Raw genomic sequence first — 13275 nt, forward strand, 5'->3', positions numbered from 1 at the left:
ATGAAAATGAAAATTGCATGTGTACAAATGGATATAGCATTCGGGGAGCCGGAAAAGAATTTTGCGGCGGTCAAAAAATATATTGAAGAAGCGGCTAATGCCAATGCTGATGTCGTTGTCCTCCCGGAAATGTGGAATGCGGGCTATGCACTCGAAAAGCTGGAGGAATTGGCCGATAAGGATGGCAGTCAAACGAAAGAGCTTTTTTCCAAGCTTGCGGGAACATATCAAGTGAATATCGTTGGGGGCTCGGTGGCGACTAAGAAAAAAGATGGCTTTTATAACACAATGTATGTGGCCAGCCGTACAGGAGAAATTGTCACCGAGTATGATAAAGCGCATCTGTTTAAGCTGATGGACGAGCATCATTTTTTGAACGCGGGCCAAAAAATGAATATATTTGATCTGGACGGAATCTCATGCGGCGGGGKAATTTGTTATGATTTGCGCTTTCCAGAATGGATTCGTGCCCATACGCTGCATGGCGCACATATCATGTTCATTCCTGCCGAATGGCCAGCAGCGCGAATTGATCACTGGCAGCTGCTTCTCCAGGCGAGAGCGATTGAGAACCAGTGCTTCATTGTGGGTGTCAACCGAACAGGCGATGACCCGAACAACAAGTTCAATGGACATTCCATGGTGGTTGCCCCGTGGGGGGAAGTCCTCCTGAGCCAGCAAACCGGAGAAGGAATCTTTTATGCTGAACTTGACTTGAAACAGGTGGAAGCTGTGCGGAAAATGATTCCTGTTTTCCAGGACCGCCGTACGGATTTGTATTAATTGGGTGAATAAGAGAGTCTCTATGTTTATGAAAAAGGCTTTTGCAGCAATTTACCGAAAAAAATAGCTTTAAAAGAAAAGGAGCGGACTTAAAAAAAGTTTGCTTCTTTTTTTATTTTTTCGCTTGTAATTGCGGGAGGTTTATCATATAATAAATGAGTCGTTAAAAATAATGTCCCAGTAGCTCAGCAGGATAGAGCAACAGTTTCCTAAACTGTAGGTCGGGAGTTCGAATCTCTCCTGGGACGTCAAAGGGTTCAGATGGAAGAAGTCTGAACAAGGTGAAGATGCTTCAAATCCTTATTAATTTATAAGGGTTTGGAGCTTTTTTTAGTTTTTAAAGAAATTAAAACAATCCCTTTTTATAAAATTCCATCTGCAAAACTGCCTCTTTTGCCTCTTTTTTTGAAAACGAATTGAAAGTTTATTTTTATACGGAAGGGGAAACGGAGTTAGAGAGAAGGTCTGCTAGTGATGCAAAAACAATCGAGAGCCATTAGAAAGCAGATACAAATTTTACATAAGGAGAGAATTCAATTATGAAAATAAAAGCTGCAGTCACCCCTAAAACCGGGCAACCTTTTGAAATTACTGACATTGAATTGCCTGAACTTGAATCAAAAGATGTTTTAATAAAAGTAACAGCATCTGGAATTTGTCATACTGATGTTTCAGGGAGAGACACAGGGATGGTCAATCCACCTGCAGTACTTGGTCATGAAGGTTCTGGAATTGTTGAAAAGATAGGGTCTGAAGTTACTGGACTTCAAAAAGGAGATCATGTGGTTGTCTCATTTGCGAGTTGCGGAAAATGTGATAATTGTTTAGCCAATCACCCTGCACATTGCAGATATTATGCTGAACTTAATTTAAATAGCCATATAGACAAAGATACCAATAAATTGGTTTCCAGATTCTTTGGACAATCTTCATTTGCAACATACTCACTTGTTAACCAAAGGAATGTTGTAAAAATAGATAAGGATATGGACTTAGCTTTAGCGGCTCCACTAGGCTGCGGTTTACAAACAGGAGCAAGTACTGTTTTAAATGTGCTAAAACCTGAAGCAGATAGTTCTATTGCGGTATTTGGAGTAGGCGCCGTTGGATTAAGTGCCATTATGGCTGCTAAAATTGCAGGATGCAAAAACATTATTGCGATTGATCTCCATGATAATCGCTTAGAACTAGCTGAAGAGCTGGGCGCCACAGCTTCTATAAAAAGTGGCAAGGATGTCGATATTGCAGAAAAAATCAAAGCAATTACCGGGGTAGGAGTGCAGAATGTACTTGATACTACCGGGGTAGATATGGTAATTGAACAAGCAATCCTATCATTGGATACTTTTGGAAAACTAGCTACTGTTGTTACTGATTATAGTCTTAATATTCCTTTGGAAACCTTGGCATTAGGAGGAAACAGTATTGTAGGAACCAGTCAAGGTGATGCAATTCCACAAAAATTTATTCCAGAATTGATTTCTTACTATAAGAAGGGACAATTTCCATTTGACCGAATGGTAAAATTCTATGAATTTGATCAAATAAATAAGGCCTTTGAAGAATCAGAGAATGGTTCAGTTATTAAACCTGTCTTAAAAATTAATTAATAATTTTTCAAGGTGCTTACAAGTACCCCCGGGACGCTATTGGGCGCAAACCATGCCTTGCCAAGGCATGGTTTTTGTGAAAATAAAACAATGGACTGATCCTGTCCGGAGCAGTCCTGTTTCTTGCCTTATACAGCGTGTCTTCGATATTCTTTCTTGAATTGGTTCAGCATTTGTTCCGTAATGGCTGCATAGCCGCTGACATTAGGGTGAACTCCATCCGCTGAAAGGTTTTGAGGATTCTGGCTGTTGATCACCCTGGTGGTTTCTATGACCAATGAAGCCGGAACCTGCTGGGCCACTTCGTATATTTTTAGATTCCATTTTGGCAGCAGCTGATCGGCCAGATTATAAATCTGATGGTCGACTGGCAGCGGGTTATACAGTTCAAGGAAGACGATAGTTGCATGGGGATTCAGTTTTTTTATTTTGGCGGATATTTCAGTTAAATTGCTTGCAAAGCTTGATTGCAAAGTATCAAAAGATTTGATCGCTGTATAAAAGTCCTGCTTTTTTGCCAGTTTTAGAACATCGTTACCGCCAATATTGATGGTGATGATATCCGAATTCCGAATTTCCTCATCAAATACCCCATTTTGGACCAGGCGATTCAACTCTGAGCTGGTCAACCCATTTTTTCCTTTGTTGCTATAATGAACGGTTTTATTGATTTCCACGCCTAATTGGCTGGAAAACTTGTATACCAGGTTTTCTGTTTCATTTGCACCAAATCCATGAATGACCGAGTCCCCCAGTGCAAGGTGGTGAATTTCACTGTCGCTGGACTGCCGAAAGTAATCCAGGTAGGTCTGCCGGTCGTAATCAGTGCCTGTTTCAACCAGTTCTTCCTTCATCTTGTTTATTTGGTATTGAGGATAATAAAACCATGCTGCGGCACCTGACCCAATAAGAACGAATGTAGCCAATGTATATTTTAAAACTTTCAATCCAGACTTCCCCTCCATATCACTATTATAACAAGGCAAAATCAGTAAATACCTAGGTATTATTTTCCTAGTATAGGAAAGAAAACCATGCAGTAAGCCAAAAGAAACGGATCAATTATTCAAAAGGCAAAAATAATTGATAAAGATGAAAAAAGGGGTGGAAAATTGATGGAGTTTATGAAAAAATTAAATTAACGTTAAGATTACACTAACGGAACAATGAATTATTAGAATATTCGAAAAATCGTACAAGAGAATTCGACAAGAAGAATAAAATCTACTGAACTATGATCTGCTCATACATAATAATCAACATGGCCAAGTATATATGGCACGATTCATGTAAAAAAACGTCGATATTTTTGGATTTCCTTATTGTTAAAGGTAGTTTACTATTAATTTATACATTGGATGTTCAATCCTGTAATGGAAGAGACTGGAACATCAAACTATAATATTGACGGAGGTAACAGTGTGAGAGCAGCCACCAAAGAAAAACTGATGCCAAATTATGCGGAAATGAATGATGAGATTTTAGTCCAGCTATTCCAAAACGGGGATGGGGAAGCATCGGAATTCTTAATGAAGAAATACCGCAGCTTTGTCCGTGCCAAGGCAAGCCGTTATTTTTTGATTGGAGGGGAAAAAGAAGATATTGTCCAGGAGGGGATGATTGGTCTATATAAGGCCATCCGTGATTTCAAAGTGKACAAGCTGGCTTCTTTTAAAGCGTTTGCAGAACTCTGCATTACGAGGCAGATTATTACCGCTGTCAAGTCGGCAACCCGCCAAAAGCACACTCCTCTCAATTCCTACATTTCCCTGAACAAACCCATTTACGAGGATGAATCCAATCATACCCTGATGGATGTCATCACAGGTCCCGCGGAAATGGACCCCGTCCAACTGATTATTGACCAGGAAAAAGCGTATGATCTGGAACAGCGGATGGCAGAAAGGCTGAGCGACCTCGAGAAAAAAGTGCTGGAACTTCATATTGCCGGTCATTCCTACGTTGAGATTTCCAGGAATGTAAACACGCACGTCAAATCGATTGACAATGCCCTGCAGCGCATCAAGCGCAAGATGGAAAGGTATCTGGAGCGAAAGGAAGTTCTCCTTTAACAGGCGAAAAGAAAGACAGCAGAAAGGTGTAGAAGAGCACTTTTCTGCTGTCTTTCTTTTATGGCCGCGTTTCAACTGATGTATATGGAGTCGTGTAATTTGAAAAGAATCGAATACAAGTGGAAAGTTTGTAGGCTTAGTCAATGTTATGTATTGCGAGGAAGGAAGGCCTTCAGGATTGGATCGTTACATGAATGGAGGAACTCCGTCGCTAATTCCTTTAATAATGGCCGAGATGGACTGCACCTGGCTCTCATCAAGGTCAAAGGCTTCTTTCACTTTCCTTTCAAGATCCTCTGTCACTCTCCGTTTACCTACCTCGACAAGGGCAATCAAGGCAAAGCTGCAATTTACTATTCTGGCAAAATCACGCTGGTTCAGGTTATAGCTTTTTCTCAAAAACTTGATAATTTCTTTGTTCATACGCTCACTCCTTTAGAAAAAGCTATTATAAAAGTAACTTATACTTATAAGGTTGTCAAAGTGTTTTTAGGAACAACCTAATAGCGTTTGGATTTCTGTATACGGGTAATGTATGAAAAAACCTTCGATATTCTAGCTTTCTATAAACTTATTCGAATTCAGGTTTGATGGTTTATGAGCACGTATAAGTTTCCGTTCCCACATGAGCCCAGTCAACATAAGATGAAGGAAAGAGGTTATTATCAATGGTTACACTAGGTCCCCGAGTGTTAAAAACAGGCATGGCTGTGACTCTAGCCATATATATTGCCCAGTGGCTTGGTCTTGAGCCGCCATTATTCGCTGCCATCGCTGCTACTTTCACGATTCAGCCCTCCCTTTACCGGTCATGGAGGCAAGTCCTGGAGCAGGTCCAGGCGAACTCGGTCGGTGCGGTGATTGCCTTGGCAGCAATTTATCTATTCGGCAATAGCCCCATTGTCATTGGCATGGTGATGGTCGGCGTCATACTGGTCTGCCTGAAGCTGAAAATTGCGGGAACAATCCCTTTGACACTGGTGACTGCCCTTGTGATGATGAGCCAGCCGGAGTTCAATGGCCTGGTCGCGGCAGCCCACAAATTTGTCATTGTCCTGGTTGGAATGGGCTCCGCCTTTTTCGTCAACCTGCTGGTCTCACCCCCAAATTACAGAAAGAACTTCCTGACCGAGGAAAAAGAAACACTGAGGCTTTTATCCTTGCTATTGCGGACAGCCATCTCGGATGAGTTGACAGAGAAATCGTTTCAGCAGCAATGGAATGAGGTAAAAGGCAGGATTTCGAAAATGGAAGAACTGTACGGTCTTCTTGATGAAGAACGAGAGCATATATCAAGGGTCAGGCACCTTGATGTCAGGGAAATAGTAGTCTTTAAACAGAAATTGAAATGCCTGAAGTATGGAGACAGTTTGCTTGAGGTTATCGAAGAACATTATTTTCAAAGCGGCCCGGTTCAACAGGAACGCGTCTTTTTTGACGGAGAGATTGAGAGGCTGATGGCGGAGCATGAATATCTCCTCTTAAAATTTGATGGGATGGTTAAGGAGTTTCCGGAAGAGAGTGTCTACCGGGAAAGAAACAAAGAGTTTTTCAAGAATTTGCTTCAATCCCGTAAAAGTGACAGCAGCCAGAAGATGCACCAAGTTTTGGTAGGTTCGGCCATCATGGAATACGCTTTGCAATTGGAACGTCTGAATGAGTTGACCGAACGGTTCATTAGAAGGAAAAGGGCACCGTCAATTGGGGTTTGAAGCTGAAGAGGAGTGGGCAAATGCTGGCATTCAAATTATTGCTGGGACTGTTTGTCATTGGGATTTCCGTTTATTCATTGATCACAGGCGATGTCTCTTATGTTTTATGGAACCAGTTGATGCTTGCAATCCTAATGTTCCTATTGGGCTGGACAGATTGGAGAGAGGATAAAAAAAGATCAGGGAGCCTGTCCATGGCCGTGGGAATAGTCATTTTCCTATTATTTATACACTCCATAATGCAGGGGTGAACAGAGCTTCAATGAGGCTCTGTTTTTCCTCTCGCAATCTGGGGTTGTGGTATAGTGGAATCAGGGAGGGATTGGGATGAAGGAACTTCAGCATATTTTAAATACACATCAATTTCAATCTAAAGCTACGCTGAAGGAACAGCTTGGCAATTTGGGTATAAAAGCAGGTGACCATATTATGGTCCATGCATCCATGAAGGCGATGGGCTGGGTTGCCGGCGGACCGCAGGCAATCGTCGAGGCATTGATGGAATGTGTTACTTCGGAGGGCACCGTGGTTATGCCTGCCCAATCCGCCGATAACTCCGAACCATCTTATTGGATGATGCCGCCTGTTCCGGAGGAGTGGCATGACCCTATCCGAAAAGAATGGCCGGCATTTGACCCTCATCTAACGCCGCTGAGAGGAATGGGGAAGATTGCGGAGTGTTTCCATCGACATCCTGCAACCATCAGGAGCATGCATCCCGCACATTCATTCATGGCATGGGGCAGGCATGCAGGAGAGTGGATGAAGGATCATCCTCTTGAAGATTCATTCGGCAAAGGGTCGCCACTGGGCAAAATGATGAAAAGTAATGTGAAAATCATACTGATCGGCGTTGACTTTGACGTGTGCACAGCCCTTCATTATTCAGAGTCTGTACAGGAAACGAAAACCACATTACCCCAGGGAGCGGCACTATTGGCAAACGGAGTGCGCCGCTGGGAAACCTATGAATGCATGGTTATGGATTCCGACATTTTCCCCGAGATCGTAAAGAGCTTTACGGGGGACATACAGAAAGGAAAACTTGGACAGGCTGATACGAAAATAACCTTGATGCGCCCGCTGGTGGAATTTGCGGCGGACTGGCTGAGAATACATAATGGCCATAAGAAATAACGGGAAGCCCCGCTGCAGTCAAAGCTGGCGGGGCTTGGTTTAAAGCTTATTTATTTTTTTAGGCCTACTGCCAATTATAAGAGGTGTTTCATAACCATTTACTGTTAGAGATTCAAGCATTTCTGGAGAATCGGCCGCTTTAACGCCATACTTTCCTTTCCTGGAATAGGCCTTCAGGTTCAGCAAGGATACATGCTTTGCTCCTTTGCCTATGTCAATGGCTTTTGAAGCTGAATCCTCTATGGTGATGTTGTTAAGCTGAACATAATCAGGATGCTGTTTGCCCCCATAAATCTTTATATCGGTTCCAGCCTGGTGGAAATCCCGAATGGCAACTTGGTTTATGCAAACATTTCTTGCCTTATACTGGATGGCGATGACCGGCTGTCCTTTGTAATCATAGTAAGGATCCCCTATCAAGGTAAAATGGTTGACCACTACATTCCGGTAAGCAGAAACTACCATGCCTCTAGGTGGTGACCCTTCATACAACTCCGTATATCTGGGAGCAATCGAGACAAGGTTGGTTGCACGGATATTATAAGCCGTCTTTGAATCAGGTTCGGTGTTTTTATGGTGGCCAATATGGCGAAAGTTGTAGCTGCGGTTGTCATGGACCGAAAGATGGCCGATAATCTGGACGTTATTCCCAGCGGAGGAATTGTGGTGAGCCTTGATTTCCACTCCTCCGAAACATCGGGACGTGGAGTTGTTGACAAGCCAAACATTACTTGACCCGTCGTCCACTTCAATTCCATTTGAGTTGGAAAAGCCTTTTTGGTGTGCCCTTCCGCTCGGATCACACATATGGCAATTCGAAATAAAAATATTGTCGCTATGGTGGGTGGTAATCCCATCGTCTCCAAAGCCATAGCCTGTGCATTGGTCAATCCAGACATATTCACTTCCGCGGCGCGCCCTGTGGCCATCCCCGCTGTAATCATAAAAGGTTGAAGTAATGTCAAAACAGTGCAATCCAGGATTGATTCCTTCCACATTTGTTACCCATCCATAGGTTACATTGGCATAGGCGAGACAACTGGAATGATTGCCCCATGTACTAGTTTTCCTGGTTTCACCAAGTCTCTCGACATTCCAGTCAAGACTCATCTCTCTTACGGCAATATGGTGATTTCCGCGCCAGTGGTGGGAGTTGGTCACCAACCGCATGCCTTTTGCAGCTTTATCACTCAGCTTTATAACTGTTTTCCCTTTACCTGAACCCGAAAAAATAGTCCAGGAAGGAAGTCTGATTCCTTTCGTGACATAATGCCCCTCGGGCACGTATACTTTTACCCGTCCCTTGCCAATGGCCTTTTTAAATGCTTCCGTGTTATCAGTAAGGCCATCCCCAACAGCCCCGAAATCAGCCACATTCACTTCCCGTTCAATTTCCTGCTCAAGATTCCTGTATTCATCGTCAAGCCTGCTTTTCCAATCAGGGCAGGCTTTGCCAGCGTGGTTTATAACCGTTTTGCCGTGACGTACTTTACGGGATGCCCTGCTCAGAAAGACACTGGCCACCCTTGCCCCAGTCTTTTTTATCATGTCAGTCAGAGAAGGCGAGGGAGTATGTATAGGCAGAGGTGCTGGGTTGTTGAGCATCTCCATGAAAATTTTGTCTGTTTCCATCAAGGCTTCTTCTATATTTACTTTTTTATAAGAGTATTTTTCGATTAATTGGGAATTTCTCCCGGGGTCATGCCTGTGATCCAAATAAAGCATACAGTCACATCCTTTGCGCTAGACTATACAGTACTTTCCCTGTCTTTAAACAAATAATCCATCCTTGGGCCTGGTGGGTCAAATGAAATCCTTTACAGACAGCTATTTTATGGCTATGATAATCTTAAAAATAATATGAACACTACTAGGGGTGCCTATGAAACAGGCTGAGAGGAATAAGGTTCCAACCCTTCGGACCTGATCTGGGTGATGCCAGCGTAGGAAAGTAGTCAAAAATGGAGTTTATTTTTGCTATCTAAGCCAGGTCCAATCAGGGTCTGGCTTTTTTGGCGTTTTAGGAGGAGGAAGCAGAATGTTGGAAGCAGGAGCTATTCTGGAACAAGTGAGAAGTACAAATCCATTGGTACATAATATTACAAATGTGGTCGTCACGAATTTTACCGCAAATGGTCTATTGGCGATGGGGGCATCACCAGTAATGGCTTATGCCCCTGAGGAAGCGGGAGAAATGGCGGGGCTCGCGGGAGCACTCGTGCTCAATATCGGGACCTTGGATGAAGCTGTTGTGGAGTCGATGATTATTGCTGGAAAAGCAGCAAACGAACATAACGTCCCTGTGGTGCTTGATCCGGTTGGGGCAGGAGCTACAGCATACCGTACGGCCACTGCCAAAAAGCTGATCGAAAATCTCAAAATTGCTGTGGTCAGGGGAAATGCGGCTGAAATTGCAAACGTAGCCGGCAGGAACTGGGACATTAAAGGTGTTGACGGAGGTTTAGGAAAAGGGGATCTGGTAGAACTGGGGATAATGGCCGCTAAGCAATTTAAAAGTGTGGTAGTAATAACAGGAAAGGAAGATGTTGTTACGGACGGCAATAGAGTTTATCTCATTAAAAATGGCCATTCTCTGCTAACCAAGGTTACTGGCGCCGGCTGCCTGCTATCTTCCGTCATTGGTGCTTTTTTGGCGGTTGATAATAATTTTATTAATGCTGCTGCCGCCGCGTTGGCTTTTTATGGAGTGGCTGCTGAAAGAGCAGCAGGGATAGCCGGAGGAGAAGGTCCCGGCACCTTTCAAGTTCAGCTTCTTAACTCATTGTCTCTTGTATCTTCAAAAGACATAAATGAAAAGGCAGTAATAAGGAATGGGGGCGGGAAACATGAAAGTCTATAAGTCTTTAACAATAGCAGGATCAGACAGCGGGGGCGGTGCGGGCATTCAGGCGGATTTAAAAACCTTCCAGGAGCTTGGTGTCTTCGGAACTAGTGCCTTAACTGCCGTGACTGCACAGAATACTATGGGGGTACAAGATGTATTTCCATTAAACCCGGATCAGGTCGTAAAACAAATCCATTCGGTAGGCAGTGACCTGAAGATTGATTCCTTAAAAACAGGAATGCTTTTCAGCGCAGAGATCATTACAGCTGTCGCCCGAATGATCCGTGAATTTAAATGGGAAAAGCTTGTCGTGGACCCAGTCATGATTGCCAAAGGAGGGGCCTCCCTTCTTCAGCAGCAGGCCGTCGTTGCACTCAAACAAGAACTTTTGCCGCTGGCGATGGTTCTGACCCCCAATATACCAGAGGCGGAAGTGCTTACAGGAATAAGCATTAAATCAGAGGAAGACAAGAAAGAAGCGGCCAGAAGGCTCCATGGAATGGGTGTGAAATATGTCCTGATCAAAGGCGGCCATGAGGAAGATCGGCATCAAGCCATAGACCTTCTTTTTGATGGAAATGCGTTCTCTACTCTTCAAAGCAGGAGAATTGCAACAAAGAACACCCATGGAACAGGCTGCACTTTCTCAGCTGCCATAACTGCCGAACTTGCCAAGGGGGCAAGCATCCATGAGGCTGCGGCGACGGCAAAAACATTTATACAGGCTGCAATTGAGGAAGACCTGAACATTGGCAGCGGGCATGGTCCAACGAACCATTGGGCTTACAACCAGAATATGAAGCTTAATAGATAAAAAGATTTAAAGGATGTTCCTGCTTGGCCAAGGAAAAAGGAGTGAATGCATGTGGGACGGATAGACAGCAATAAACTAAAGGATATGTTGAAGGTTTATTTTATTATGGGAAGTGCAAATTGCCGCAAAGACCCCGCTGAAGTTTTAACCGAAGCCATTTCGGGGGGCATAACCATGTTCCAGTACAGGGAGAAGGGGGAGGGCGCCCTGCAAGGGAACGAGAAATTGCAGCTGGCAAGGAGACTTAGATCAATCTGCCATGAGCATGCGATGCCGTTTATTGTGAACGATGACATTGACCTGGCACTTGAAGTGGATGCAGACGGAGTGCATATTGGACAGGAAGACGAAAATGCAGCGCTTGTCCGGAAAAGGATCGGAAACAAAATTCTCGGCGTCTCGGTTCATGACCTAAAAGAAGCTGAGCACGCGATCCGCAGTGGAGCAGATTATTTTGGTATAGGGCCTATTTTTGCAACAACAACCAAAAGCGATGCCAAACCTGCAAGGGGAGGGGCTTTTATCCGGGAATTAAGGGATGCAAAATATGTGAATCCGATTGTGGGAATTGGCGGAATTGTTCCCGGCAATGCTGCTGCTGTAATGGAAGCAGGTGCAGATGGTGTTTCAGTCATTACAGCCCTTACGCATGCCCCTCAAATCCAGGAAGAGGCCAGACTTTTAAAAGAAGCGGTCTTCCATGGGAACATGAAGTAAAGTTTCAATTACAGATTTATTAAAACAGCAAAAAACTCGTCAATTGACGAGTTTTTTGCTTTTATTTTAGTTTTAAAAAGCTGGCAAGGACAAGTTCTAGAGCTTTTCACTCAGTGACGCAGTGTCTGATTTCTTATTCGGACTGTGTGAATTCGTTTCTCTTTTACCCCAATAGTTGGCAAGGAGAGAGCCTGAAACATTATGCCAAACGCTGAAGATGGCTCCAGGGACTGCGGCGAGTGGTGAAAAATGGGCCGTGGCCAGGGCAGCAGCAAGCCCGGAGTTTTGCATGCCAACTTCAATAGAGACTGCCTTCTGATCAGCATATTCCATTTTAAGCATCTTGGCCGCAAGGAAACCAATCAGATAACCCAATCCATTGTGGAGAATGACCACAGCCAGAATCAAAAGGCCGCTTTCAAGGATCTTTTCCTTGTTGCCGCTGACAACTGCAGCGACAATAGCCACAATCCCAATCACCGAAATCAAAGGCAATGCCTTGATGCTTTTTTCTACCTGCCGCTTGAAAGCAGCCTTAACGACAAGTCCCAGGACAATCGGTACGAGGACCATTTTGACAACAGACATGAACATGTCCCCGGCCGACACAGGGAGCCATTGGCTCGCAAGCAGCAGGGTGATGGCCGGTGTCAATATCGGTGCAAGAAGTGTGGAGACCGAGGTGATTGACACAGAGAGCGCCGTATTGCCTTTGGCCAGGAAGGTCATAACATTTGAAGAGGTTCCACCCGGGCAGGCTCCAACCAGTATGACTCCAACAGCAATTTCAGGAGGCAGGCGAAGAGCAGTAGCCAACGCAAATGCCAATAGCGGCATAAAAAGATATTGGGCGGTGACTCCGATAAAAACAGATTTCGGATGGCTGAATACTTCTTTGAAATCCTTGGCAGACAGTGTCATCCCCATTCCAAACATAATGATTCCAAGCAATAGCGGGATGTGCGGCCCAATCCAGGTAAACCCTCCCGGAATTAATAATGCGAGTGCAGCAAACAGGATAACCCAATAGGCGAAAGTATTACCTGCAAAATTGCTTATTCTTTCCAATGCATTCATATGTATCCTCCTAAAAAAATATAAACTTGATTATACTACTTAAAAATTAATATTCAATATATTCTAATTAAAAAAATGAAATGGTGTCAGCATTTTAGGAAAAGGCTAGTTTTTATGAGACAAAACAATTGTTATACAACAACAGCCCTTCCGGTTAGAGAAGGGCTGTTTGCTTGATAAATAGAATGATATTTTTTCAGACAGGAAACTGCTTATTCTTCATGTCGGCCAATGCACCGTTCGCACTCGTAAAGGAAGGATTCCTGCTTTTCTTCAATCCTGCATCCACATTCACGGCATTCCTTCATTTTTGGCTTCATCATTTTTAATTCCTCCTATCAATTTGTTGTTAAATTCAGTGTACTATAACAGAAAACAAAAATCAATAACTGTTATATAAAAACTTTAAATTTTCTCGAAAATTTTTACAAACCAAGATCCATAACATAGATATCTTTTAGCAGGGATTAATGGATGAAAAAAGGAAGGCCCAGGCAAAATGCCGGGG

14 protein-coding genes, 1 tRNA gene and 1 riboswitch are annotated in these 13275 nt (G+C 43.7%); of the genes, 10 read left to right on the top strand and 5 right to left on the bottom strand.

The window, feature by feature from the left end; translation table 11 throughout:
• The first annotated feature begins 6 nt into the window (after positions 1–6).
• The 3 genes from ADU22_RS16040 (at position 7) to ADU22_RS16050 (ending at position 2393) form a co-directional block, all read left to right on the top strand.
• A complete protein-coding gene (locus ADU22_RS16040; RefSeq protein ID WP_053363055.1) occupies positions 7–783 on the top strand; it encodes a carbon-nitrogen family hydrolase in 777 nt (258 codons plus the stop codon).
• Between the two features lie 174 nt (positions 784–957).
• A tRNA-Arg gene (locus ADU22_RS16045) sits at positions 958–1031 on the top strand.
• Between the two features lie 291 nt (positions 1032–1322).
• A complete protein-coding gene (locus ADU22_RS16050) occupies positions 1323–2393 on the top strand; it encodes an NAD(P)-dependent alcohol dehydrogenase (RefSeq protein ID WP_053363056.1) in 1071 nt (356 codons plus the stop codon).
• A 128-nt stretch (positions 2394–2521) separates the two neighbouring features.
• Here ADU22_RS16050 and ADU22_RS16055 read toward each other — a convergent pair whose 3' ends face one another.
• A complete protein-coding gene (locus tag ADU22_RS16055) occupies positions 2522–3340 on the bottom strand; it encodes a GDSL-type esterase/lipase family protein (protein WP_053363057.1) in 819 nt (272 codons plus the stop codon).
• A 474-nt stretch (positions 3341–3814) separates the two neighbouring features.
• Here ADU22_RS16055 and sigH point away from each other — a divergent pair, with 474 nt between their 5' ends.
• The gene (gene sigH, locus ADU22_RS16060) at positions 3815–4465 is read left to right on the top strand and encodes an RNA polymerase sporulation sigma factor SigH (RefSeq protein ID WP_286132282.1); all 651 of its coding nucleotides are present in this window, start codon (positions 3815–3817) and stop codon (positions 4463–4465) included.
• A 186-nt stretch (positions 4466–4651) separates the two neighbouring features.
• Here the strand turns inward: sigH and ADU22_RS16065 are convergent, their stop codons facing one another.
• Entirely contained in the window at positions 4652–4888 is a 237-nt protein-coding gene (locus tag ADU22_RS16065; RefSeq protein ID WP_046523228.1) for a helix-turn-helix domain-containing protein, read from the bottom strand.
• Positions 4889–5133: 245 nt separating this feature from the next.
• Between ADU22_RS16065 and ADU22_RS16070 the strand changes: the two genes are divergently transcribed.
• The 3 genes from ADU22_RS16070 (at position 5134) to ADU22_RS16080 (ending at position 7314) form a co-directional block, all read left to right on the top strand.
• Positions 5134–6177, top strand: coding sequence for an FUSC family protein (locus ADU22_RS16070; protein WP_053363058.1), 1044 nt, complete (start codon positions 5134–5136; stop codon positions 6175–6177).
• 20 nt (positions 6178–6197) lie between these two features.
• On the top strand, positions 6198–6428 hold the full coding sequence (locus ADU22_RS16075) for a hypothetical protein (RefSeq protein ID WP_053363059.1): 231 nt from the start codon (positions 6198–6200) through the stop codon (positions 6426–6428).
• A gap of 76 nt (positions 6429–6504) precedes the next feature.
• Positions 6505–7314 (top strand): AAC(3) family N-acetyltransferase, encoded by an 810-nt coding sequence (locus tag ADU22_RS16080; RefSeq protein WP_053363060.1) that lies wholly within the window; start codon positions 6505–6507, stop codon positions 7312–7314.
• A 39-nt stretch (positions 7315–7353) separates the two neighbouring features.
• On the opposite strand, the gene ADU22_RS16085 is transcribed toward ADU22_RS16080, so the two are convergent.
• The gene (locus tag ADU22_RS16085; protein ID WP_053363061.1) at positions 7354–9039 is read right to left on the bottom strand and encodes a glycosyl hydrolase family 28-related protein; all 1686 of its coding nucleotides are present in this window, start codon (positions 9037–9039) and stop codon (positions 7354–7356) included.
• A 137-nt stretch (positions 9040–9176) separates the two neighbouring features.
• Positions 9177–9281: riboswitch (TPP riboswitch) on the top strand.
• A 71-nt stretch (positions 9282–9352) separates the two neighbouring features.
• Between ADU22_RS16085 and thiM the strand changes: the two genes are divergently transcribed.
• Genes thiM through thiE form a run of 3 tightly spaced genes read left to right on the top strand, consistent with a single transcriptional unit; the run spans position 9353 to position 11690 of the window.
• Complete coding sequence (thiM, locus tag ADU22_RS16090) at positions 9353–10174, top strand: hydroxyethylthiazole kinase (RefSeq protein WP_053363062.1); 822 nt, start codon at positions 9353–9355, stop codon at positions 10172–10174.
• Complete coding sequence (gene thiD / locus ADU22_RS16095) at positions 10161–10973, top strand: bifunctional hydroxymethylpyrimidine kinase/phosphomethylpyrimidine kinase (protein ID WP_053363063.1); 813 nt, start codon at positions 10161–10163, stop codon at positions 10971–10973. The genes thiM and thiD overlap by 14 nt, the downstream gene beginning before the upstream one ends.
• Positions 10974–11024: 51 nt before the next feature.
• The gene (thiE, locus tag ADU22_RS16100) at positions 11025–11690 is read left to right on the top strand and encodes a thiamine phosphate synthase (RefSeq protein ID WP_053363064.1); all 666 of its coding nucleotides are present in this window, start codon (positions 11025–11027) and stop codon (positions 11688–11690) included.
• 96 nt (positions 11691–11786) lie between these two features.
• On the opposite strand, the gene ADU22_RS16105 is transcribed toward thiE, so the two are convergent.
• Positions 11787–12767: a bile acid:sodium symporter family protein gene (locus tag ADU22_RS16105; RefSeq protein ID WP_053363065.1), complete on the bottom strand. Its 981-nt coding sequence runs from the start codon at positions 12765–12767 to the stop codon at positions 11787–11789.
• Positions 12768–12979: 212 nt separating this feature from the next.
• The gene (gene yhfH / locus ADU22_RS24730) at positions 12980–13090 is read right to left on the bottom strand and encodes a protein YhfH (protein ID WP_156183088.1); all 111 of its coding nucleotides are present in this window, start codon (positions 13088–13090) and stop codon (positions 12980–12982) included.
• Positions 13091–13275: the final 185 nt, after the last annotated feature.

Source organism: Bacillus sp. FJAT-27251, assembly GCF_001273925.1.
GTDB lineage: Bacteria > Bacillota > Bacilli > Bacillales > Cytobacillaceae > Mesobacillus_B.